The organism is Faecalibacter sp., assembly GCF_057177045.1.
Map to the genome: position 1 here is coordinate 2555555 of NZ_CM169987.1, position 24323 is coordinate 2579877.

21 protein-coding genes and 1 pseudogene are annotated in these 24323 nt (G+C 35.1%); 12 read left to right on the plus strand and 10 right to left on the minus strand.

Translation table 11 applies throughout. The annotated features are described in order from the left end of the window. Positions 1 to 122: 122 nt before the first annotated feature. From AC1QSP_RS11905 to lepA, 5 genes are all read right to left on the minus strand, one after another. Positions 123 to 488 (minus strand): EamA family transporter, encoded by a 366-nt coding sequence (locus tag AC1QSP_RS11905; RefSeq protein WP_484078880.1) that lies wholly within the window; start codon positions 486 to 488, stop codon positions 123 to 125. Further along, a complete protein-coding gene (locus AC1QSP_RS11910) occupies positions 385 to 1011 on the minus strand; it encodes a DMT family transporter (protein WP_484078881.1) in 627 nt (208 codons plus the stop codon). Before AC1QSP_RS11910 ends, AC1QSP_RS11905 begins: the two co-directional genes overlap by 104 nt. A gap of 45 nt (positions 1012 to 1056) precedes the next feature. Further along, entirely contained in the window at positions 1057 to 2595 is a 1539-nt protein-coding gene (locus AC1QSP_RS11915) for a serine hydrolase (RefSeq protein ID WP_484078882.1), read from the minus strand. A gap of 169 nt (positions 2596 to 2764) precedes the next feature. Beyond that, complete coding sequence (locus tag AC1QSP_RS11920; RefSeq protein ID WP_484078883.1) at positions 2765 to 3721, minus strand: IS110 family RNA-guided transposase; 957 nt, start codon at positions 3719 to 3721, stop codon at positions 2765 to 2767. 357 nt (positions 3722 to 4078) lie between these two features. Beyond that, on the minus strand, positions 4079 to 5875 hold the full coding sequence (gene lepA / locus AC1QSP_RS11925) for a translation elongation factor 4 (RefSeq protein ID WP_484078884.1): 1797 nt from the start codon (positions 5873 to 5875) through the stop codon (positions 4079 to 4081). Positions 5876 to 6160: 285 nt separating this feature from the next. Here lepA and AC1QSP_RS11930 point away from each other — a divergent pair, with 285 nt between their 5' ends. The 4 genes and pseudogenes from AC1QSP_RS11930 to prfH all read left to right on the plus strand — a co-directional run bounded on the left by AC1QSP_RS11930 (position 6161) and on the right by prfH (position 9283). Continuing rightward, complete coding sequence (locus tag AC1QSP_RS11930) at positions 6161 to 6604, plus strand: OsmC family protein (RefSeq protein ID WP_484078885.1); 444 nt, start codon at positions 6161 to 6163, stop codon at positions 6602 to 6604. Positions 6605 to 6756: 152 nt separating this feature from the next. Beyond that, positions 6757 to 6933 (plus strand): annotated as a pseudogene (locus AC1QSP_RS11935) (PLP-dependent transferase); the annotation flags it as partial. Between the two features lie 334 nt (positions 6934 to 7267). Further along, positions 7268 to 8659, plus strand: coding sequence for an RtcB family protein (locus tag AC1QSP_RS11940; RefSeq protein ID WP_484078886.1), 1392 nt, complete (start codon positions 7268 to 7270; stop codon positions 8657 to 8659). Between the two features lie 6 nt (positions 8660 to 8665). Beyond that, positions 8666 to 9283: a peptide chain release factor H gene (gene prfH / locus AC1QSP_RS11945; RefSeq protein WP_484078887.1), complete on the plus strand. Its 618-nt coding sequence runs from the start codon at positions 8666 to 8668 to the stop codon at positions 9281 to 9283. Between the two features lie 31 nt (positions 9284 to 9314). On the opposite strand, the gene AC1QSP_RS11950 is transcribed toward prfH, so the two are convergent. From AC1QSP_RS11950 to AC1QSP_RS11965, 4 genes are all read right to left on the minus strand, one after another. Beyond that, the gene (locus tag AC1QSP_RS11950; protein WP_484078888.1) at positions 9315 to 9911 is read right to left on the minus strand and encodes a hypothetical protein; all 597 of its coding nucleotides are present in this window, start codon (positions 9909 to 9911) and stop codon (positions 9315 to 9317) included. A gap of 9 nt (positions 9912 to 9920) precedes the next feature. Next, positions 9921 to 11129, minus strand: coding sequence for an acyltransferase family protein (locus AC1QSP_RS11955; protein WP_484078889.1), 1209 nt, complete (start codon positions 11127 to 11129; stop codon positions 9921 to 9923). An 80-nt stretch (positions 11130 to 11209) separates the two neighbouring features. Further along, on the minus strand, positions 11210 to 12358 hold the full coding sequence (locus AC1QSP_RS11960; protein WP_322971023.1) for a DEAD/DEAH box helicase: 1149 nt from the start codon (positions 12356 to 12358) through the stop codon (positions 11210 to 11212). A 1179-nt stretch (positions 12359 to 13537) separates the two neighbouring features. After that, complete coding sequence (locus AC1QSP_RS11965; RefSeq protein ID WP_484078890.1) at positions 13538 to 14554, minus strand: threonine aldolase family protein; 1017 nt, start codon at positions 14552 to 14554, stop codon at positions 13538 to 13540. Positions 14555 to 14643: 89 nt separating this feature from the next. On the opposite strand from AC1QSP_RS11965, the gene AC1QSP_RS11970 reads away from it, so the two are divergent. From AC1QSP_RS11970 to AC1QSP_RS11985, 4 genes are all read left to right on the plus strand, one after another. Continuing rightward, positions 14644 to 15315: a response regulator transcription factor gene (locus AC1QSP_RS11970; protein ID WP_484078891.1), complete on the plus strand. Its 672-nt coding sequence runs from the start codon at positions 14644 to 14646 to the stop codon at positions 15313 to 15315. After that, the gene (locus tag AC1QSP_RS11975; RefSeq protein WP_484078892.1) at positions 15316 to 16596 is read left to right on the plus strand and encodes a sensor histidine kinase; all 1281 of its coding nucleotides are present in this window, start codon (positions 15316 to 15318) and stop codon (positions 16594 to 16596) included. A gap of 69 nt (positions 16597 to 16665) precedes the next feature. Further along, complete coding sequence (locus tag AC1QSP_RS11980) at positions 16666 to 17094, plus strand: PepSY-like domain-containing protein (protein WP_484078893.1); 429 nt, start codon at positions 16666 to 16668, stop codon at positions 17092 to 17094. Positions 17095 to 17128: 34 nt separating this feature from the next. Then, the gene (locus tag AC1QSP_RS11985) at positions 17129 to 17593 is read left to right on the plus strand and encodes a PepSY-like domain-containing protein (protein ID WP_484078894.1); all 465 of its coding nucleotides are present in this window, start codon (positions 17129 to 17131) and stop codon (positions 17591 to 17593) included. 59 nt (positions 17594 to 17652) lie between these two features. On the opposite strand, the gene AC1QSP_RS11990 is transcribed toward AC1QSP_RS11985, so the two are convergent. After that, positions 17653 to 18300 carry a protein-L-isoaspartate(D-aspartate) O-methyltransferase gene (locus tag AC1QSP_RS11990; protein ID WP_322971017.1) on the minus strand — a complete coding sequence of 216 codons (648 nt, stop codon included), beginning with the start codon at positions 18298 to 18300 and terminating at the stop codon, positions 17653 to 17655. Positions 18301 to 18373: 73 nt separating this feature from the next. Here AC1QSP_RS11990 and AC1QSP_RS11995 point away from each other — a divergent pair, with 73 nt between their 5' ends. From AC1QSP_RS11995 to AC1QSP_RS12010, 4 genes are all read left to right on the plus strand, one after another. Continuing rightward, a complete protein-coding gene (locus tag AC1QSP_RS11995) occupies positions 18374 to 19378 on the plus strand; it encodes a Gfo/Idh/MocA family protein (protein WP_322971016.1) in 1005 nt (334 codons plus the stop codon). Between the two features lie 33 nt (positions 19379 to 19411). Then, positions 19412 to 20302 carry a 3-hydroxybutyryl-CoA dehydrogenase gene (locus AC1QSP_RS12000; protein ID WP_484078895.1) on the plus strand — a complete coding sequence of 297 codons (891 nt, stop codon included), beginning with the start codon at positions 19412 to 19414 and terminating at the stop codon, positions 20300 to 20302. A 75-nt stretch (positions 20303 to 20377) separates the two neighbouring features. Further along, positions 20378 to 23338 (plus strand): T9SS type B sorting domain-containing protein, encoded by a 2961-nt coding sequence (locus AC1QSP_RS12005; protein WP_484078896.1) that lies wholly within the window; start codon positions 20378 to 20380, stop codon positions 23336 to 23338. A gap of 34 nt (positions 23339 to 23372) precedes the next feature. Continuing rightward, positions 23373 to 24314 carry a PorP/SprF family type IX secretion system membrane protein gene (locus AC1QSP_RS12010; protein WP_484078897.1) on the plus strand — a complete coding sequence of 314 codons (942 nt, stop codon included), beginning with the start codon at positions 23373 to 23375 and terminating at the stop codon, positions 24312 to 24314. Positions 24315 to 24323: the final 9 nt, after the last annotated feature.

Sequence of the window (24323 nt, forward strand, 5' to 3'; positions counted from 1 at the left end):
GTATTTGTAGTAAATTTTAACAAAATTATCCAATTAAGACTTATGATTTTTTAAAATACAGGGTTTAGGTAAAATTTTTAATCAATAAATATAACAATATAAGTAATTAGTAAACTTTTATTCTATTGTATTCTAGTGTTATTAATGATTTTATCGCTTAGTATATTTAATATCATACCTACAATAATCATTAAAATTCCGAGTGCTAAACTCAAAGAAAAATCTTCTCCAAAAAGAATCACACTTACAGCTACCGCCACAACAGGTTCAAATGCACCTAAAATTGAAGTAGCTGTTGATCCAATTTCTTTAATCGTAAAGACCAAAGCTAAACTTGAAACAACCGTTGTAATCAACGCAAATGTGAAAAAGTTGAACGCTAAATCAATGGACGGTAAAACAAAAGAATCTTTGTTGATCAACATCTTGATGGCGTAATAAATAATTGTTACGACAAATGAATAAAAAGTCAATGTAAAGCCTTTCATTGTTTTTTACATTCGATTTATTTACGGTGATGATATACGAAGAATAAGCCAATGCGCTGATGAATACGATTCCTAATCCAACAAGATTCAAATCGAAATTTCCGTTTTTAAAACTGAGCAAAATCACTCCAATTAAGACGTAAGCAATTGGGACCAGTGTAGCTGTTGTAATCTTTTCTTTGAAAAAAACAGCCATGATGATCGCCACGATTAATGGATAAATAAAAAGTAAGGTGGAGGCAACTCCAGCCGATAAATAATCATAAGCCAAGAACAATGAATCGGATGATATGCCGTACAAAATGCCTAAAATAATTAAGACAGGAATTTGTTGGACTTCAATTTTGATTGATTGTTTTTTGAGGATTAAATAAGTTCCAACAATTAAAGCCGAAAATAAAAAGCGATAGAACAACGTCGTGTCTATCGAGAAATTGGCTTGTTTGATCGGTAATATAAATAACGGGATTAATCCATAAGAAATGGATGAAAGTAATCCTAATGCGTAACCTTTGAATTTCATAATAAAAAAAAACGAAGCTCGAATTTCGAACTTCGTTTAACGTATTTATTTTCTAGTAAAATCTAAATCGTGGAAGTCGTAACTAAAATCGGTCATTGGCGAAATCGCTTTCATTTTAAATCCAGCTAATTTTCCATCTTTCATTTCAGCAAATACAAACGCATCGGCGTGGAAGTAACGATTGTACCATTTCACGGCGTAAGTATTGTCTTTATAGAAAAACATTTCTCCCGTTAATTGAGGCGAACGTTTTGATTCGAAAATTAATTTTCCTTTTTTCTCGTAAATTTCTACATCACCAAACCAATTGTCTTTGTACGTTCCGACGAATGATTTGGTATCAATTTTTAATTTCTTATTTTTTTGATTCGCTTCAACTGTTTTCCAAACTTCGTCCGTAATTCCGTCTGCTTCAGCCACACGAGATTTCATTAATTGGTCATAGGTTTGCACCCAATCTTTTTCAGGATTTCCTAAATAAAAATCTTTGATCGTATTCGAAACCGAATTAAACGCAACTCCCGCTTGTTGGTTCGTTAAAACCACAATCCCTAAATTCAGTTGTGGATAAAAAATCGTTTGTGTCACGATTCCTTCCAATCCTCCAGTGTGCGAAACTTCTAATTTCCCGTTATAATCTTGCAATTGCCATCCTAATCCATACGCTTTAAACAATGAATTATAAGGTGGTGTTGTACCAACTTTTTGCAACGTTTGAGGGGTAATCATTTCTTTCATTTGTTTTTCAGAAATGATTTGTTTGCCGTTCACTTTTCCTTTATCTAAATTGAATTGTAACCATTTGGCAACATCATCCACATTCGAATAAATTCCGGCAGCTGCATCAAAAATTGTATTCGTGTAACGATTGATCACTTGTAATTTTCCATCAATCGGAACGTGTGGTGCAATCGCATTCTTTTGATTTTTGACCAAATGCCAATTGGCAGCAGAATTCGTCATTCCAATTGGTTCTAATAAACGTTTTGTGACAAAATCAGTCCAGGCTTGACCAGAAACTCTTTCGATAACTTCACCTGCAATGATGTACAATAAATTATCGTAATCATATTTCGAACGGAAATCTGAAACCGGTTTCAAGAATTGAATATTGTTGATAATATCTTTCGGTGTGAAATTGTGTCCATCAGGCCATACCATTAAATCACCAGCGCCTAAACCTAATCCACTGCGGTGTGTTAATAAATCGCGAATCGTAAATTCTTTCGTTACATAATCGTTGTACATTTTAAATTCAGGAATGTGTTGAATGACTTTGTCATCCCATTTGATTTTTCCTTCATCTACTAAAATGGCTAAAGCAGCAGCCGTAAATGCTTTTGAATTCGATGCAATTCCGAAATTTGTTGAAGATTCAACTTTTTCTCCGGTTAAAATGGATTTCACGCCGTAACCTTTCGAGTGTACAATTGTTCCGTCTTTGATTACTGCAACAGCCATTCCAGGAACATCAAATGCTTTCATCGCATTTTCTGCAACTTGATCAATTTTTTGATTCGATATATGTTGTCCGAAAGCTACCGTAGAAGCTAACGTAATTGTGGTAAGTAGTATATTTTTCATTTGTATTCTGAATTGAAACGAAGTTAATAAATTTAATTGATTTTGGAGTTTGTTGAAGAATCAATCGTCACTTCGAGTGATTTTCGTGATCATCATAACCAAAATTCATTTCAGCGACTAATTAGAAATTGAGGATGCGATCTTGAAACAAGTTCAAGATGTTCTGTGTTTATAGACAAATATTTTCGTTATAATTTTGATTAGATTTTCCAATAGCAAAAATCTGTTTGATTAGCTTATTGGCTATTGCAACTTTTATTACTCGTTCAGGTTTTCCTTTCACTTTTAATCGATCGTACATTTCTTTACAAGATTTATTGTAGCGTTTAGCGGACCAACTGCATAAGTAAAGTAATTTTCTAAGTTGGGATTTACCCATTTTACAAATATGTCCTTTCCCTCGAACGCTGCTTCCACTTTGATAGATACGTGGACTAAATCCGATATAAGCGATCAGTTGTTTATAATTATCAAACTTTTTAAAATTGTCTGTGATCAAAGCCATCATCATAGCTGTTTTGGGACCAACTCCTGGAATAGATTCTAAATGAGCTAATGTTTCGCCATATTCAGCCTTAGATAATAGAAGCATTTGTCGTTCTATTTTTACTTTTGATTTTTCTAAATAGCATATATCTTTTTTAAGTTCTTTTTCTAAAAATGGCTCTAAACATCCACTGCTAACATAAGATTCCAACTGATGGTTATTCTGATGAATTTGTTTGTTTATAAGCTCTAATCGGGTATAAAGTTGTCGGAGCTTTATATTATTTTCACTTTCTAATTTCCATAATTTCAAATCGTTTTTCATTCCATATTCAGCTATGATTTTGGAATCTTTTTTGTCTGTTTTAGCGCGATAAAGCATCATCTGGCTGAAACGCTTGATCACCAATGGATTCTCTACACAAACTTGAATATTCTTGTGAAATAGATAACTTGCTAACGCAAAATAATAGGTACCAGAAGCTTCCATGACCACCCAATCGTCTTGAGTAATCAATCGATTTAAGGCTTTAAAACCTTTTTGATTATTCTCAAAAATTTGGTGTTCCCACTTCTCATTTTCAAGAAAACTTACATCAAATGTTTGTTTACTAATGTCAATTCCTATAATTTTACTCATAACAAATGTTTTAATGGAAAAGATCTCTACATTAATTTATCTATTCTAAATACAGGCTTTATAACCTAATGTTCTGTTCAAATTTTTGTAGGAAGGGTAAAGGAACTAACATCCCGAACGGTCTACGACGACAAATGACAAGCTATAGTTTTTTTCTTTACCCTGGTCTTTTCTTCTATGTTTACTTCTTCTAATTTAAACTTTTACAAACATAGAATGACTATTGATGTTTATTAAGGAGCTTGACAAGCAGAATTTATTTCAGCTTCGCATAAAAGATGTGATCCTGAAACAAGTTTAGGATGACAAAAAAAAGCCACTCATTCGAGTGGCTTATAAATTTATATCAAATAAATCTTAGTCGTTTAATTTTAATACCGCTAAGAAGGCAGATTGTGGAACCTCTACACGTCCAATTTGACGCATTTTCTTCTTACCAGCTTTTTGTTTTTCTAATAACTTACGTTTACGAGAAATATCTCCACCGTAACATTTAGCTGTAACGTCTTTACGTAAGGCTTTAATCGTTTCACGTGCTATAATTTTCGCACCAATCGCCGCTTGGATTGGAATATCGAATTGTTGACGTGGGATTAATTCGCGTAATTTCTCACACATTTTTTTACCAATCGTGTAAGCATTGTCAACGTGAATTAAGGCAGATAAAGCATCAACCACTTCCCCGTTAATCATGATATCCACTTTTACTAATTTCGATGCTTTCATTCCTGAAGGTGCATAATCGAAAGAAGCATATCCTTTAGAAATTGATTTTAAACGATCATAGAAATCGAATACAACCTCAGCTAAAGGCATATTGAAAATCATTTCTACTCGGTGCTGCGTTAAATAATTTTGAGATTGTAGTTCTCCACGTTTTTCGATACATAAACTCATTACAGGTCCAACGAATTCCGATTTTGTAATGATTGCTGCACGAATATAAGGCTCTTCTACACGATTCAATCCAGATGGATCTGGTAATTCTGATGGATTATGTACTGGTATTGCTTTTTCTGGATCTTTTTCTAAGTAGGCTTCATACGATACGTTAGGTACAGTTGTAATCACCGTCATACCAAACTCACGTTCTAAACGCTCTTGAATAATTTCTAAGTGTAACATTCCTAAGAATCCACAACGGAAACCAAAACCTAAGGCTGCAGAAGATTCAGCTTCGAAAGTTAATGAAGCATCATTTAAACGTAACTTTTCAATCGAAGAACGTAAATCTTCGTAATCTTCGGTATCTACAGGATAAATACCCGCGAATACCATTGGTTTTACCTCTTCAAATCCTTCAATAGCTTGTTCAGCAGGATTATCTACAAGTGTAATTGTATCCCCAACTTTTACTTCAGAAGCATCTTTAATACCAGAAATGATATAACCAACATCTCCAGTTTTGATCACTTTCTTTTCAACCTGAGTTAATTTTAAAGTTCCAATTTCATCAGCACCATACTTTTTATCAGTTGCCATGAATTTTACTTGGTCACCTTTTTTTATCTCACCATTTACCACTTTATAGAACGCTTCGATTCCACGGAAAGGATTGTAAACTGAGTCGAAAATTAAAGCTTGTAAAGGCGCATTAGGATCACCTTGAGGAGCTGGAATTTTTTCGATAATGGTATGTAATAATTCTTCTACACCTTCACCTGTTTTTCCAGAACAACGTAATACATCTTCAGGATCACAACCTAATAAATCTACGATATCATCAGTTACTTCTTCTGGGTTAGCAGAAGGTAAATCGATTTTATTAAGAACTGGGATAATTTCTAAGTTATTCTCTAAAGCTAAATATAAGTTAGAGATTGTTTGGGCTTGGATACTTTGCGCAGCATCCACAATTAATAACGCACCTTCGCAAGCAGCAATCGAACGAGAAACCTCGTAAGAGAAATCCACGTGTCCAGGAGTGTCAATTAAATTTAAAATATATTTTTCACCATCTTTTTCATATTCCATTTGGATAGCATGCGATTTGATTGTGATACCACGTTCGCGCTCCAAATCCATATCGTCTAACGTTTGATTTTGTAACTCACGGTCTGAAACTGTTTTAGTTACTTGTAAAAGACGATCGGCCAAGGTACTTTTACCATGGTCAATATGGGCGATAATACAGAAATTACGGATATTTTTCATACTTTTCTTCTCGAATAGGCAAAAATAATCTTTTCCGTTCAGAGTACAAGTATTTTAGAAAATATTATGTGTTTATTTCGAATGATTTCGAGTGGGTTTTGAAATAATGAATTTCTTCCATTAAATTGGGCCCTCATCTTTGTAAAAATAAATCTATACTTTGTGATCATTAGAAGATATTTTTTCATTTTGATGCTTTAAGTGAAAAAAAATAGCAACAACTTGATGCTGTATTATTTAGTGAATATACACTGATTTCGCTAAATTGCAGTTAAAATTAAAACTATGACACAAATCGATATTTTATACCACAAAGCAAGTGATACGTATGTAGCAGATGATTTAAATGGAAACGTAATTACATTTAAAGCGGATCGAGAAAATCACGAAGCTGCTCCACAATCAACAGGAAAATCGGTAGGTCCTATGGTCAGCTTATTGATGGCTTGCGGAGCGTGTAGTGGAATTGATATTGTAATGATTTTAGAGAAACAACGTCAAAATTTTGATCGTTTAGCGATTAAAGTTTTCGGAGAGCGTGAAAAAGATAAAACGCCAGCCGTTTGGGAAAAAGTAAAAATCGAATATTATATCGATGGAGATTTTGATGCAACAAAAGCACAACGTGCAGCAGAATTATCGATCGAAAAATATTGTTCAGTTTTAGAAACTTTACGTAGAGCAGGTGCAACTGTAGAATACGAGGTCATCATTAACGAAGGAAAATAGTCCAATGCATAAAATTACCGCAGCCATTCGAACGCAAATCGAAAAAACGCAAGAACGCGAACATTCAAATCCGATATTTCTTACCAGTAGTTTTTGTTACGATGATGCGAAACAAATGCGTGCGGTTTTTGCCGATGAGGAAGAAGCCAATAGCAAATTTAGGCGATACCAGAAGTATTGCTTCGCACCCGGCAAGTACCACACACGCAAAATTAACAGATGAAGAGCGTATGAAAGTAAATATAACACCTGGATTAATTCGAATCTCGGTTGGTTTAGAACATCGCGACGATATTTTAGCCGATATTTTACAAGCGTTAGAAGATTAAGTTGTATTGATTTTTGTTAAAAATTTGGAAATTAATATTTTAATGATTTAAATTTGCGCCGATAAAATCAATTATTGTATAACTATTAATACCGAAGAATAAAAATGTTCAATCAAAGTACATATTCAATTTCAACTGTTGCAAACGCTTTTGCAATGGCTATTCTTCGTGCTGTTATTTCGTAAAGAAACCATTTACATCATATACAAAAGCCCGAAGAATTCTTCGGGCTTTTTCTTTTTCAGAAAATTCCCGACTGCAGGTAATAAACGAAAGTTTAGGTTACAATCCTTTGTGTTGAATCAAAGCGATTGATGATTTAGTATAAAACAAAATGGGAAATAAAATTTCTGGAAAGGACTTTATCAAATTAGGCTTTCCAAATAATAATTCAATCAATATTGTCTTAGGACAAATTCACAGATACAGAAAAAAAGAAAAGAAACAAACGATTTTAAACGAAGCGAAAGAAGTCTTACTAGAACCTCAGAAATTTATTGGCGATGGAATTTGGGGTAAAGTTGCAGAAGGTTTAATTCAGCCCGTTGAGGTGCGTTTGCAAGAATTGAAAACAACACGTTCACCTTTTACCATTTTCGGGGAAAATGAAATTGATGAACAAGCAAAATTTCAATTGTATGATGCCTTGAAATTACCGATCGCAGTGAAAGGGGCATTAATGCCCGATGCACATTCTGGTTATGGTTTACCCATCGGTGGGGTTTTAGCAACAGATAATGCTGTGATTCCTTATGGCGTTGGAGTCGATATCGGATGCCGAATGAGTTTATCGATTTTCGATTTACCTGCAAGTTTTATGAAAGGAAAATCACATCAATTGATTTCCATTTTAAAGGAACATACCAAATTCGGAATGAGCGAAACGCATAAAGTAAAAGCCGATCACGAAATTTTTGAACGTACTATCTTTAATGAAATTCCAATTTTAAAAAGCTTAAAAATGAAAGCCTATCAACAATTGGGAACTTCTGGTGGAGGTAATCATTTTGTGGAATTTGGAATTGTGCGTTTAGATGAGGTTAAACCGGAATGGAATTTAACGCCTGGTGAATATGTTGCAGTTTTATCGCACAGTGGATCGCGTGGTTTAGGGGCTAATGTTGCCAAACATTATACGTATTTGGCAAGTAAACAATGTCCGTTGCCTAAAATTGTACAGCATTTGGCGTGGTTGGATTTAAATACGCACGATGGGCAAGAATATTGGGCGGCGATGAATTTAGCAGGTGATTATGCAAAAGCGTGTCATGATAATATTCATAAACGTTTGGCAAAAGCGTTAGGGAAACGAATTGTTTGCACAATCGAAAATCACCACAATTTTGCGTGGAAAGAAGATATTGATGGTATTGAACGCATTGTGCATCGAAAAGGCGCAACGCCAGCCGGGAAAGGTGTTTTAGGAATTATTCCAGGATCGATGACAGCCAATGGATATATTGTAGAAGGTTTAGGAAATGAATTAAGCCTGAACTCCGCTTCTCATGGTGCAGGAAGAAAAATGTCGCGTGGAAAATGCAAGGAAACCATCACGAAAAGTTTTTTACAAGCACAAGTTAAAGATGCTGGCATCGAATTAATCGGTGGTAGTGTAGATGAAGCGCCTTTTGCGTACAAAAACATTCAAACGGTAATGAATTTACAAACGGAATTGGTGAAGGTCTTAGGTACATTTACACCGAAGATTGTACGAATGGATAAATAAATTTTTATGAAAAAAATCATACAATTAACTTCGGGTAGAGGTCCTGCAGAATGTAAATATGTGGTGACCAATGTGCTAAAAAAGTTTTTACAATTTTGCGAGAAAAATCAAATTCAAGCAGAGGAGCTTGATCGAGAGATAGATCCAGATTTTCATTTAATCACTTCGGTAATTTTATCGTTAGAAGGGAGTGATTTAAATCTTTTTTTAACGGATTGGATCGGAACAATCCAATGGATTGGGAAAAGTCCGTATCGAAAATTTCATGCACGAAAAAATTGGTTCATCGGTTGTTTCGAATTAGAAATACCGAAAACTAATCCGAAATTGGAAAAAGAATTTGTGTATCAAACCATGCGCAGTTCGGGCAATGGTGGACAAAATGTGAATAAAGTGAATTCGGCTGTTCGGATAACGCATCCGCCTACGGGATTAGCTGTGGTTGCGATGGATTCGCGATCACAACATCAAAACAAAAAAATCGCCACCATGCGAATGCTTTTAAAATTAGAAGCCTTAGAAATGGACGAAAAAAAGAATTTAGCCAAAGCCCAATGGCAAAATCAAACGGCTATTCAGCGAGGAAATCCAGTGAAAGTATTTCGTGGAGAAAAATTTTTATAAACAGAAAAGCCGTTCAAATGAACGGCTTTTTTTATTTTGAAACACTTAATGTAACTAATCGCATTTCCAAAGGAATAAATTCATCAATTGGATTTCCTTTTTCATCATAAATAATGGATGCTTCTCCAGCACGCTGAAACTTATAGTTTTGAGGTAAACCAAATTTTTGAATCAAAGGATCATATTTTAAATCTTCTTTTGTTCTGGAATTATAATAAGTCAAAGCTGTTTTAAGATCAAATAATAAAGTATCAGAGATTTCAAACAATTGTCCATTTTTGGTAATCAGACGTTCGTCGTAAATACACGAACAATATTTATCTTCTTCGAAAAAAAAGCTAAAATCACTTGAACAGTCATTGCTTTCCTTTGACGGTTTTAAATTCTTTAAACGATCAATAATCGAGTTGAATTCTTTTGCTTTAATTAAGACTATTTCGGAGTCTAAATCATGAAATTTATTTGTGAAGTTATCACAAGTTGGTGCAATATTATGTTCTATAAATACTGGTTGAAAAACAGCTTTGATTACTTTCTCTGGATTTACTTTAAGATGTAAAATTTCTTTCGGTTGTTCGCAGGATGTAAAAAGGATAATACTAAATAGTCCTAAAATAAAATTCTTCATAAATAGCATTTAAACTTTAATGTAAATTTTCTTCTGATCTAAATAATAAGCCAAAGCCCAAAAGAATCCTAAAAAGATAAGAGAATACGCAAAAGATCCAACTTCAGGTATTCCAGGGATTTTTGCACAAACATTTTCGTAGAACCAACCCAGAGGAGAAATGTATTTAATCTGACCATCTTCATTCAATCCATTTTCAATTCTAATTAAACCCAATAAACGGAGAAATAATCCACTAAATGCAAAAATGAACAACGGATTTTTCCCAAAGACATCAAAGAATTTCATTACGCCATTTTTGATGTTTAAAATTTCGATGAACCAAATCATTGCAGCAATTGTTAATAAAGATAATCCTGTGGTGTGAACGACATACGAACTGCTCCAAATCTTTTTATTGTAAGGAAAATCCAATTGCCAAAAGTATCCGATAACTAAAGCAATTGTTCCCAAAACAAAAAGTCCAGCCACTAAACGATAATTCGGTTGATTGGTTTCAGGTAAAGCTTTGTTTAACCATTTTACGTTTCCTTGTTTGTTGATAAACATTCCGACTAAATAACCTAATAAAACTTGTGGAATGGCATTAATTGTACTGTATAATCCTTCAGGGTCAAAAGGTATAGTTTCGCCTTTATAAATATGTGCTAAACCTAAAATTTGATTATCGATTGTAGTTCCAATAAATCCTTCGATGGAGTAAGGATCGATTCCGCCTAATAATTTTGTAACGATCCAATATCCAACTAAAATTAAACCCGAAATCCATAACACCATTTTCTCTTTGAAATAAAAGGCAATCACAGAAGCGAAAAAATAAGCTATCGCAATACGTTGTAAAACACCCATTATTCGAATTCCACTTTCAGGTGAATCTTGCCACGCTTTAAAAATGATTTCATTATTCTCCCATTTAAAAAATGGAAACCAATTGATAAAAAGTCCAATTATAAAAATGATGATTGTACGTTTAATTACTTTTTTCCAAAATTCGGATTGTGGTTGTTGCTTAAATCGTGGAATGACAAAAGCCATTGCATTCCCAACTGCAAATAAGAAAAAAGGAAAAACTAAATCAGTCGGTGTGCATCCGTGCCAATCCGCATGTTTTAATGGGGCGAACATGGCAGACCAAGTTCCTGGATTGTTAACTAAAATCATTAAAGCAACAGTTGCACCTCGAAAAACATCAAGGGAATAATAGCGTGGTGGTTTCATTTTTAGTTCAATAAGGTCTAAAAATAAAAAATCCACGCGAATTACTCGCGTGGATTATAAATTATATCGTGGAAAAGATTTTAGTAACCGTGTAGATTAACATCTTCTGTTGAGGCAATCTCTACTTTTTTACCCATTTTTTTCTGAATCACTTTAAAATGGTGCAGATCTTCTTCTGTTAATAACGTAATGGCTTTACCCGTTTGGTTCGCACGACCTGTACGTCCAATGCGGTGCACATAATCCAAAGGCGAACGAGGTAATTCGTAATTAATCACACAAGGTAAACCTTCGATGTGGATACCACGACCAATTAAATCCGTCGCCACCAAAACTTGAACATCTCCCAATTTAAAATCTTCTAAGTTGTCCATACGAGCACCTTGAGATTTTTTACTGTGAATCGCCATCGCTTTGATTTTATTTTTCTTTAGTTTTTCCACTAAATTATCAGCCGTACGCGTAGAAGAAACAAACACTAAAACCTGTTGCATTCCTTCCGTTTTAATTAAATAACGCAAGAAAGGACCTTTTGTTTCGGCTTCTACTTGATAAGCAATTTGCTCGATGTTTTCGATTTCCTCTTTCGCATCTTCTTTTTTAACCTCAACAACTTCTGGGTTAATTTTTAATGTCGATTTAATTTCATCCACTTTATCATTTAACGTTGCTGAAAATAAAATCGACTGTTTTTTAGCGGGAACTGCTTTTAAGATACGCGCCATTTCGTCTCCAAATCCTAATTGGAACATTTTATCCGCTTCATCAATCACTAAATATTGCAATTGATCCATTGTAAACGCATTGTGATCCATTAAATCCAATAAACGTCCAGGAGTTGCGATTAAAATTTCAGTTCCGTATAAATTTTTCATTTGGGGATTAATCGATGTTCCTCCGTACACCGCTTGGGTTTGTACTTCGCGGCGTAAAGCTTCTTGTAATCCGGCAAATGTTTGTTCAATCTGAACGGCTAATTCACGTGTAGGGACTAAAATTAGAGCTTTAATCGCACGTGATTTCTCGTAGGGTTGGTGTTGAATTTTTTGTAATAAAGGGGCAACAAAACATAAGGTTTTACCTGAACCTGTTTTGGCAATTCCCATCACATCTTTTCCTTTTAAAATAGAAGGGATGGTTTGTGTTTGGATTTCGAATGGTTTTAAAAATCCAAGTTTAGAAATTGACTTTGATATATATGGGGATAATCCTAATTTTTCGAATGACATAAAATAAATTATGCTGCAAAGGTAAGATTATATTTTTTATGATGTTGGGGTAGAGAAACAGGATAGAGGAACAATTTCTGGATTAAACCGACAGTTATACCGAAGGAAGACAACAGGAGCACCGCACAAACCTCTTTCTTGATGCCTTGTAAAGGGCTTTTTAGGATGGGATTGAGGTAATGTTAAGGCGTGATGGAGGCGGCATAGAGGTAGCATAAAGGCGGCATAGAAGCGTCATAGAAATTTGGTAAAGATCCTGAAATGGAGATTACAATGGTTAGAATCTAAATTTAAAAAAAAATCCCTGTTTTGTTCATTATTTCGCATGAAAATCTTTGATTTTGGTATCGAGAAATATGACGAAGTTTCGAACGAACTGTCGATGCAATTTTCGATTATTTTCCCAGTGAAATCATTTATAAGAAGATGATGTCTTTTTAAATCTGTTGCTGACTTTTTCATTTCGACCAGCTACCCTTGTCAAGGTTCTAATCCTTGACAAGGGTAAATCAGCAGTTTCACGGTTCGGTTAAATCAAAGAAGCAGTCCTATTGAACTTCTTTCAACATCATCACATGAAGAATAGGATTTTCTTTATTACATTTCGACTAGTACCCTTGTCAAGGTTCTAAACCTTGACAAGAGTAAATCAGCAGTTTCACGGTTCGGTTAAATCAAAGAAGCAGTCCTATTGAACTTCTTTCAACATCATCACATGAAGAATAGGATTTTCTTTATTACATTTCGACCAGTACCCTTGTCAAGGTTCTAATCCTTGACAAGGGTAAATCAGCAGTTTCACGGTTCGGTTAAATCAAAGAAGCAGTCCTATTGAACTTCTTTCAACATCATCACATGAAGAATAGGATTTTCTTTATTACATTTCGACTAGTACCCTTGTCAAGGTTCTAAACCTTGACAAGGGTAAATCAGCAGTTTCACGGTTCGGTTAAATCAAAGAAGCAGTCCTATTGAACTTCTTTCAACATCATCACATGACGAATAGGATTTTCTTTATTACATTTCGACTAGTACCCTTGTCAAGGTTCTAATCCTTGACAAGGGTAAATCAGCAGTTTCACGGTTCGGTTAAATCAAAGAAGCAGTCCTATTGAACTTCTTTCAACATCACGTGATGAAAAAATGCAAAAAAAATCCCCCAAGAATGGAGGATGAAACTTATAATTGATTCAAGAAATGATCAACTTGTTCTTCAGGTGTGGCCCAAGACGTAACCAAACGAACGGCTGAATGTTCGTCATCTATTTTTTGCCACACAAAAAACTCAAATTTTTCATGTAAACGTTCGATCTCTTGGTGGGGTAGAATCGGGAAAATTTGGTTAGAAGAGGGAACCGTTAAAAAGTCGTATCCTTTCGCCGCAATTCCTTCCGCTAATTTCTTCGCCATGGCATTGGCATGTTTTCCCATTTCGAAGAATAAATCATTTTTAAACATTTCCGCAAACTGAATACCGATTAATCTTCCTTTGGCTAACATTCCACCTTTTTGTTTGATGTGGTAACGGAAATCTTCGTTCAGTTGTGGGGTGTTGATGATGATGGCTTCACCGATCAATGCCCCATTTTTGGTTCCACCAATGTAAAAGACATCTGTAAGATTGGCGAAATCTTCTAGCGTTAGATCCGATTTAGATGAAGTTAAGGCGGAACCTAATCGAGCTCCGTCGACAAATAAATACAACTGATTTGCTTGACAAAAATCATAAATCGCCGTTAGTTCAGCTTTTGTATACACACTTCCGACTTCCGTTGAATTGGAGATGTACACCATTTTAGGTTTCACCATATGTTCATCGGTATGAAGATTTAGTATGTTTTGAATTTCGTCAATCGTCATTTTACCATCAATGGTTGGAACCGTATTGACTTTATGGCCAGTCGCTTCGATGGCTCCCGTTTCATGTACAGCAATATGACCCGATTCAACCGCAATGACCGATTCATGGGGTTTAAGCATCGAAGAAATCACAATTAAATTGGCTTGTGTACCTCCTGAAACAAAATGAATGGCTGAATCTTTTTGCAAATACGTTTTAATCCATGCTCTCGCTTCATCACAAAATTCATCTTCTCCATATCCGATGGTCTGTTGCAGATTGGTTTCCATCAAACGTTGTAAAATCGCTGGATGTGCCCCTTCACTGTAATCGTTTTTAAAACTATATTTTTTCAAAATTGTATATTAATTGATACGTTAAAATTACGCTTTTCCTAAATTTTTCCTATTTTGAAAACTAACTTTGAAGAAAATAATTCTTTCCTATGAAAATACTGGTCGTAGAAGACGAAATCCAATTACAACAAACAATCGTTGAGTTTTTGGTTCAAGAAAAAATGATTGTTGAAACCGCAAGTACATTTCACGAAGGAATCGATAAAATTATTTCCTTTGATTATGACTGCATTTTGTTGGACATGATGCTGCCGGATGGGAATGGAATGGATATTTTGCGCGAATTGCGTAAAATGGATAAGAAAACATCAGTGATTATTCTTTCCGCAAAAGATTCTGTAGACGATAAAGTCGAAGGGTTATTGGTAGGAGCCGATGATTATTTGGCTAAACCTTTTCATTTTGCCGAATTGTTGGCCCGTATCAAAGTGGCTATGCGTAAAAATGCACAGCACGGAGAAGAGATTATTCAATACAAAAACATTTACTTATATCCAGAAGATCGTCGTGTAGTGGTCGATAAAGACGAAATCAAATTGAACCGTAAAGAATACGACCTACTGTATTACTTTATGTTGCGTCCTGAAAAAGTATTTCAAAAAACAACCTTGGCGGAAAGTGTTTGGGGCGATCATATCGAAATGGCGGATAATTTAGATTTTATTTATTCTCAAATTAAAAACCTAAGAAAGAAATTAAAAGATGCCGGAGCGGATGCCGATTTGCAAGCCGTGTATGGAGTAGGATATAAATTAGTGTAGATGAAAACATCATTAAAAAACTATACGTTTCAGTATACCACGTTTTGGTTGCTTATCGTTTTGACCATTTGGGCTGTATTATTCCGAGGGTTAATTTTAGATGAAGTCTACGATAATGTAGATGATGGATTAAAAAATCAAAAAATCGAAATTATACGTGAATCATATATTCATCCTGAAATTTTAAAAACAAATGAATTTGGTTTAGCTCAATTCCGAATTTTACCTGTTGATCCCTCCGCCTACAATGAAACCAATCGCTTGTCCAACGAATTGGTTTTTATGCCCTATGATGGGGAAGAAGAACCTTATCGTATTCTAAGAACAGGTTTTTACGGAAAAGATGGACAACCTTATTCGTTAGAAATTCGAACGTCGACTGTGGAAGAAGATGATTTGATCTACGACCTTACGGTTTCGCTTGTAGCGTTATATGTTTTTATCTTAATCAGTATTTTAATTATTAATCATTTTGGACTGAATAAAGCATTAAAGCCATTAGAGAAAATTGTATCGCAGTTGCAAAATTATCGCTTTGGACAAACGAAAGGAATGGAAACGACGCCGATGAACGTTTTAGAGTTTGAAATTTTACAAAAAGAAATCGCGACGATGATCGAGCGTAATGAGCGCGTATTTAGTGATCAAAAATTATTTATTGAAAATGCGTCACACGAATTACAAACTCCTATCGCGATTGCATCGAATAAAATCGATATTATTCTTGAAAATGAAAATTTAGACGAATCGACCTATGTCCAATTGGTAGATACAAAGAAATCACTGTGGCGAATGGTGAATCTGAATAAGTCGTTATTGATGTTATCTCGGATTGAAAATCAGCAATACAAAGAGCAAGAAACGGTTAATTTTTCAACATTAATTCGCGATTTAGTAGAGGATTTTGAACCCATTTTAGAATCCAACGAGATTAAACTATCCTTACATATACCATCGGATTTTGAAGTCCCTTTTAATAAACAATTGGCTCAAATTTTAATGTCTAATCTTTTACGAAATGCCATTCGACATAATAACCGAGAAAAGATTATTCAGATTGAAACGACACCGAACGAAATTATTGTTTCAAATACTAGTGATTTTATGGCTTTAAATCCGAATGTTATTTATAATCGATTTTATAAACAAGGATTTCAAGTGGAAAGTAATGGTTTGGGATTATCCATCGTAAAAACAATTATTCAAAATCAAAATGAACTATTGCTTGACTATCGTTATGAAAATCAAATGCATCAATTTGTTTTAAAAAAAATAAAATAGAGTTTTATTCCTAAATCTTTCCCAAATCGTTTCAGAAATTTGTCCTATCAATTTTAAAAAACATCAACAATGAAAAAGTTATTATGCCTTTTAATGTTAGGATTTGGGATTATGTCATTTGCACAAGATCGTGCGATCCGTTTCAACGAGTTACCTCAAAAAGGTCAACAATTCGTTAAAACCTATTTTAATCCAAAACACATTAGTGCAGTGATTTTAGATGATGATATTATCAAAAAAGAATATGAAGTCATCTTAACCAATGGAACTAAAATTGAATTTGATGGAAGTGGTAATTGGAAAGAAGTAGATGGAAAGCGTAATCCTATTCCTGCTGGTTTTGCACCAAAGTCCATCGTGTCTTATGTGAAGAAAAGTTTTCCAAATACTCATATTATCAAAATTGAGAAAAAACGTTTTTCTTACGAAGTGGAATTGTCGAACGGATTAGATATTGATTTCGATTCAAAAGGAAATTTTTTACGTATCGATGACTAAATAAATCAACGAATAATCAATCAAATTACAATTTATGAAAAATTTAATCTTAGGAATTGGTTTACTTGTATTTGCAGGAGTAGCAACCGTTTCATGTAATGACGACGACGATCATCAAGTATCAATTGTTGAAATGAATACTTTACCAACATCTGCTCTTGAATTCTTGGCGACGTATTTTTCAGATGTTGAAATTTTCAATATTGAAAAATATGCACCTGTACAATCCAATGGAGCGATGTATGAAGTGAATTTTAGAAACGGTTCAGAAATAGAATTTGATCAAGCAGGAAATTGGATTAAGGTAGAAGCAACCGATCGTAATGTGATTCCAACAGGATTTATATTGCCATCTATCGTAGCGTATACAACAACCAATTATCCAACAGAAGGAATCAATCAAATTGAAAAAACGCCAACAGGATTTGAAGTCGAGCTTACAAATGATTTGGATCTTATTTTTGATGCCAATGGACAATTTGTTCGAATCAATCCTTAAGGGAAAAAAATACTTAAAAAATTAAAAAAAAATCCAACATGTTACATGTTGGATTTTTTTTATTTCTCACGACTTTCGAGCATCGGAACAAATTTAAAATCTCCGAATTCAAACATCTCAAAATGGGATTCATCCAATCGTAGAATGGAAATCATTTTTTGTGATGGATTACCCACCGGAATCACCATTAATCCTCCGATTTTTAATTGTTTTAACAATTCTTTTGGGATTTCGGGAGCCCCGGCAGTGACAATGATTTTATCAAAAGGAGCATAGGTATGTAAACCTTTATACCCATCGCCATAGGTTTGGTAACGGGGTTCTGCGCCAATTTTACGTAAAATCAATTTTGAAAAATCAAACAATTCTTTTTGTCGTTCGATGGTGTAAACTTCCGCTCCTAATGCTACCAAGACGGCCGTTTGATATCCACTTCCAGTTCCGATTTCTAACACTTTTTCTTGGGGTTGTACATCCAATAATTGTGTCTGAAAAGCAACCGTATAGGGATGTGAAATCGTCTGACCAGCGGCAATAGGGAATGCTTCATCTTGATAAGCATATTCTGAAAATGCACTATCTAAAAATAGATGACGTGGTATGGTGTTAATGGCTTGTAAAACAGATTCGTTATCGATTCCTTTGGTACGTAATAAATCAACAAGCATTTTGCGTCGACCTTTACTTTTAAAATCGTCTATTGACATCTTCCAAAATTTTTACAAAAATGCGTTAAATGCAACATATTCTCATTAATTTTATCGGCAAATTCTACCAAAAATGTTAAAAGTAGGGGTAATAGGTGCTGGACACCTTGGAAAAATTCATTTAAAGTTATTAAATCAATCTGAAAAATACGATTTAATAGGATTCTATGATTCATTCGAAGCGAATGGAAAGAAAGTAGAAGCTGAATTCGGTTACAAGTATTTTTCGTCAATGGACGAATTAATGGAGGCTGTAGATGTTGTAGATATTGTAACGCCTACTTTATCGCATTATGAAGTTGCGGTAAAAGCCATCGAAAAAGGGAAGCACTTTTTTGTAGAAAAACCGATTACAAATACCTTAGAAGAGGCCAATTCGTTGATCGAATTATCTTCTGCAAAAGGATTAAAAGCACAAGTTGGACACGTGGAACGTTTTAATCCAGCCTTCACTGCTGCTTTACCTCATATCGAAGAACCTTTATTTATTGAGACGCACCGTTTAGCAGAATTTAATCCTCGTGGAACAGATGTTCCGGTAGTGTTGGATTTAATGATTCATGATTTGGATGTGATTTTATCGATTGTAAAATCTGAAATCAAAGCGATTCATTCTTCAGGAGTTTCTGTGATCTCGGATACACCTGATATTTCAAATGCGCGTATTGAATTTGAGAACGGTTGTGTCGTTAATGTTTCTACGTCTCGTATGTCGATGAAAAATATGCGTAAAATGCGCGTGTTCCAACGTAATGCATACATTTCAATTGACTTCTTAGAGAAGAAAACAGAAATTATTAAAATGCACAAAGCACCTGAAAATCCTTCAGAATATGCGATGATTTTGCAAAATGATAAAGGGGATCGTCGTGAAATTTGTTTCGAGCACCCTGAAGTATTGCCGAACAATGCCATTTTGGATGAATTAGAATCATTTGCCGATTCAATTGTTAATGATACACCGATTCGTGTATCTTTAGAAGATGGTCGCGACGCTTTAAAAGTAGCTTTAGAGATTATTGCTTATTTTGAACAAGCACAGCAAGTGATTAAAGATCAAACGATCGAGAAAGAATAATTATTTTTTTAAAATAAAAACACACACAAAAAAATGAAAAATGTAACTGTTATTGGAGCAGGAACAATGGGGAATGGAATTGCCCATGTTTTTGCACAATCTGGATTCAAAGTTAATTTGGTAGACGTTGCGCAAGCAAGTTTAGATAAAGGATTAGCAACAATCGCTGGTAATTTAGATCGTATGATTGCAAAAGAAAAAATTACAGCAGCTGATAAAGAAGCTACTCTTGGAAATATTACACCATTTTTAACCATCGAAGAAGGAGCTAAAGATGCCGATTTAGTGGTTGAAGCTGCTACTGAAAACATCGATTTAAAATTAAAAATCTTTCAACAATTGGATGCGGTGGCTCCGGCTCATGCCGTTTTAGCAACGAATACATCTTCAATTTCTATTACAAAAATTGCTTCTGTAACAAATCGACCAGAGCAAGTCATTGGAATGCATTTTATGAATCCTGTGCCGATGATGAAATTGGTCGAAATCATCCGTGGTTACAGTACTTCAGATGAGGTAACTTCTGCTATTATGGAGATGTCGAAACAATTGGATAAAATTCCGGTAGAAGTAAACGATTATCCAGGTTTTATCGCTAACCGTATTTTAATGCCGATGATCAATGAAGCGATTTATTCGTTATACGAAGGAGTAGCAGGCGTTGAAGAAATCGATCAAGTGATGAAATTAGGTATGGCTCACCCGATGGGACCATTACAATTGGCCGACTTTATCGGTTTAGATGTTTGTTTATCGATTTTAGAAGTGCTTTACGATGGCTTTAAAAATCCTAAATATGCCCCTTGTCCATTATTGGTTAATATGGTGACAGCAGGTAAGAAAGGAGTGAAGTCGGGTGAAGGTTTCTACGACTACTCTACATCTAAAAAAGCTGAAAAGCTTGCAAAACAATTTGCAAAATAAAAATCGAAAAAGCTTATGAAGTAATTTTTTTTGCATTACATTTAACATTAATTAACACATTAACACTAAATACACATGAGAAAAACGCTAATTGCATTGGCTTCGCTATGCAGTTTTAGTGGGGTTTCTTACGCGCAATCAGGGAATGTACAGGTGGTTAACCTAGTATGTTCAAATGACGCGTTCGAAGCTGGACCCCCTCAGGCTACTAATTTTGATGTTGGATCTACCTGTGCACCAAATGCCTATTCCGATCGTCTTGTATTCTACTTAGTAAAAATTCGTTCAGGTTCTACATTTACATTTACAGTTCAATCGGACGACCGTGGAGATTATGATTTCTTATCATGGCAAAATCCACCTTTACCAGATATTGGAAATATATCGGTTGATGATATTAACAATTTACCGTTAGCCGATCGTGGAAACCGAAACGCAGGAGGGAATGAAGGACGTATTGGTTTACGTTTGAATGCACCGACATTGTGTCAAGGTGTCTCTGGAGATGGTTTTGAGCGTCATTATGATGTACAGCCAGGTGATGTCATTTTAATTGGTATCGACCGTTGGAGTTCAACTGGAGGTTTCTCTATTTCGTTCGGTGGAGATGCTGATTTGGATTGTTCGATTACAGTTCCGGGAGAACATTTTAACGCATGTGATACTGGAGATGGAACAGCGACTTGGGACTTAGAGCCTATTGCTTTAAGTTTAATGGAAGATGATCCGGCATTATACTATCGTATCTTTACCGATCAAGAAGAAGCGGAATCAGGGGTAGGTACTCCATTAACTTCTACAATATTTACAGCCCATAAGGATAATAATCCAAATCCATTATATTTTAGAATCGAAAACTTCATTACGGGGGAAGCGACTATTACACGTATGAACTTCAACGTGGTAGATCCGCCTTCATTTGAAGATTTTGCGATTTCATTCTGTGATACAGAAGCGGCTGGGCAAGGTTCAGAACCAATCAACTTAGTAAATATTTTTACATCATTGGTCAATGATCGTGAAGGATATGAAGCGGAGTATTATACCACACGTGAGGATGCAGAAGCACAAACAAACGCTATTGCAACTCCTGCAGCATATGTGGTATCGAACAATACAAAAGCATACATCCGTATCGCGAATGAATACGATTGTTACACGGTCGTAGAAGTTACGTTTAACAATTCAACGGATTCCGTTAACAATGCTACATTAGAATATTGTGATTCATTAGAAGATGGATTAGGTGTTGAAACCGTAAACTTACGTAATGCTGAATCGGAAATTTTAGGAGATTTAACAAACGTAACGGTTCGATACTATCCAACGCGTGAAGATGCAGTAAACGGAACAAATGCGATTGAAAATCCATCGTCTTATCTTACACCATTCAATACAAAAGTTTATGCGACAGTATCTAACTTAGGTGGTTGTACTACAATTGCTGAAATTGATATCCGTATGAAAGATATGGAAGGTGTAGCCAATGCAACTTTAGAAATCTGTGATTCCTTTACAGATGGATTAGGTGTAGAAACTGTTGATTTAACGTTAGCTGCTGGTCAATTGACAGGCGATTTAACAGGAGCAACCGTAATGTATTACCCAACTGAAGCAGATGCTTTGGCTAATACAAATGAAATAACAACCCCTACAGCTTACAATTTAACAATCGGAAATTCAGTTTATGCTCGTGTAATCAGTGAAGATGGTTGTTCAACAGTTGCTGAAATTACTTTTACTTTAAGAGAGTTAACAGGAGTGACAGAACCAGTGATTACGTATTGTGATACTTTAACAGACGGTTTTGGAACTGAAGTTTTAGATTTAACTACAGTTGAAGCTGGAATTTTACAAGCCTATCCAGGTGTAACATTTATTTATTATGCTTCTCAAGCCGATGCTGAAGGAAATGTAAATCCTATTGATACACCAACGGCTTATACTTATACGACGGGATCGTCAGTTTATGTTCGTGTGGTTGATCCGCAAGGATGTTCATCAATTGTTGCTATACGTTTTGAGCAGAATGAATTAACAGGAGCTCAAGATGCAACAATCACATTCTGTGATACTCCAGGTGATGGAGAAGGCGTAGAAGTTTTAGACTTAACGATTGCTCAAAATCAATTGGCTGGTTCAGTAGCTGGCGCAACATTTATTTATTATCCAACAGCAGCAGATGCTGAAAACAATACGAATGCGATCGATAATCCATCCGCTTATATGGTAACTGTTGGTGGTCAAGTGTATGTTCGTGTAATGGATGCGAATGGATGTTCTTCAATTCAAATGATTGACTTTGCGTTAACTGAATTAGAAGTTTCTTTAGGAGATACTTTTGCGATTTGTGACGGAAGTGTTCCAATTCGTGCAACAACAAACATCCAAGGAGAAGCTTTAACATACAAATGGTTCTTTAATGGACAAGAAATTGAAGGAAACTTTGGTGATACTTATACTGTAACTATTCCAGGAACTTATGGTGTTGAAGTGGTATCTGCTTCAGGATGTAGAGGTTCACAACAAATTGTTATTGTAGAAGGGGTTGGTGCAACAATCACAGGAATTGAAGTGAACGAAAGAAATGTAACGGTTAATGCAACGTCAGATGCTATGCCATTACAGTACAGCTTAGACGGAATCAACTGGCAAGATTCAAATACATTTACGAATGTAGAAGGTGGTCAGCATGTGGTTTACGTGAAAAATGCTGAGGGATGTATTTCGACACGAGAATTCTCAATTTTCTCAATTCCAACGATGTTTACACCAAATGGCGATGGAATCAATGATACTTGGAGAGTTCAAGGAATCGAATTATATCAGGGTTCTCAATTAGAAATTTATGATAGAGGTGGACGTTTATTAATCAATAAGCGTATCGAATCGAATGTTCTTTGGGATGGATTCTATGCAGATGGTAAAAAAGCACCATCTACAGATTATTGGTATGTGATTAAGTTAACTGATGGACGCAAGTTCACAGGAAGTGTAACTGTTAAGAGTAGAGGTCCTAAGGATAACAATTCTTAATCCACATTAATTATTAATCCATTTATCTCAAATTATGAAGAAGATTAAACACGTACTATCAGTACTTACGATATTAACAGCTTCGGTTGCCTTTGGGCAATCGAGCTTACCTTTCGATGAACAATATTTTACATCAGAAAAGTTTTTAATCAATCCGGCATTTGCAGGGATTACAGACGATATAGCATTCAAATTATCTCACCGTAGACAATGGAATAATTTACCAAACGGACCAGAAACTTCTATTGCAAGTATTCATGGGGTGGTGGTTGATCGTTTAGCCGTTGGTGCTTATTTTATGAAAGATAAAAATGGGAATACCTCAACAAGTTCTTTCAATTTAGCAGCCGCTTATCACATTCCAATCGGAGAGTTTGAAAACCGTCAGGATGGACAATTTTCATTTGGTTCATCGTTAAGTTTTGCGGGAATCCGTTATACTGGACAACCGGAAGACTTATATGATCCATTATACATGGATCAGTTAGCAGTATATGTTCCTTACTTAAACTTAGGAGCATCTGTACAATACAAAGGTTGGACATTAGCTGCATCGGTTTTAGATATTCCGTTGAGTTATAATTCACCAATCGTGAATGAATTAGAGCCTAATCCAGTATTCTATTACGGAATGTTAGGGAAACGCATTAATGTTTCTTCGAATTTTGAATTAGAACCAATGGTTGCATATCGTATGAATGAAGCAAGTGAAAGTCGTTTAGACGCGAATTTACGTGCCAAATTTAAAATGAACGAGAATGCTGTTTGGGTTGGAGCAAATTACCGTACCGATTTTTGGGGAGATGATAATCAAGCAACTGTTGTATCGCCAGCACTAGGGGCAGAAATCGGAAGATTTAATGTTGGTGCAGCTTATAACATTGGATTATCAGATATCGCTAATGAAGGGAACAACGGATTCTCTGTAAGTATTGGATACAATATCGAGAATTTCTTTAGTCCAAACCATAAATAATTCATTCAA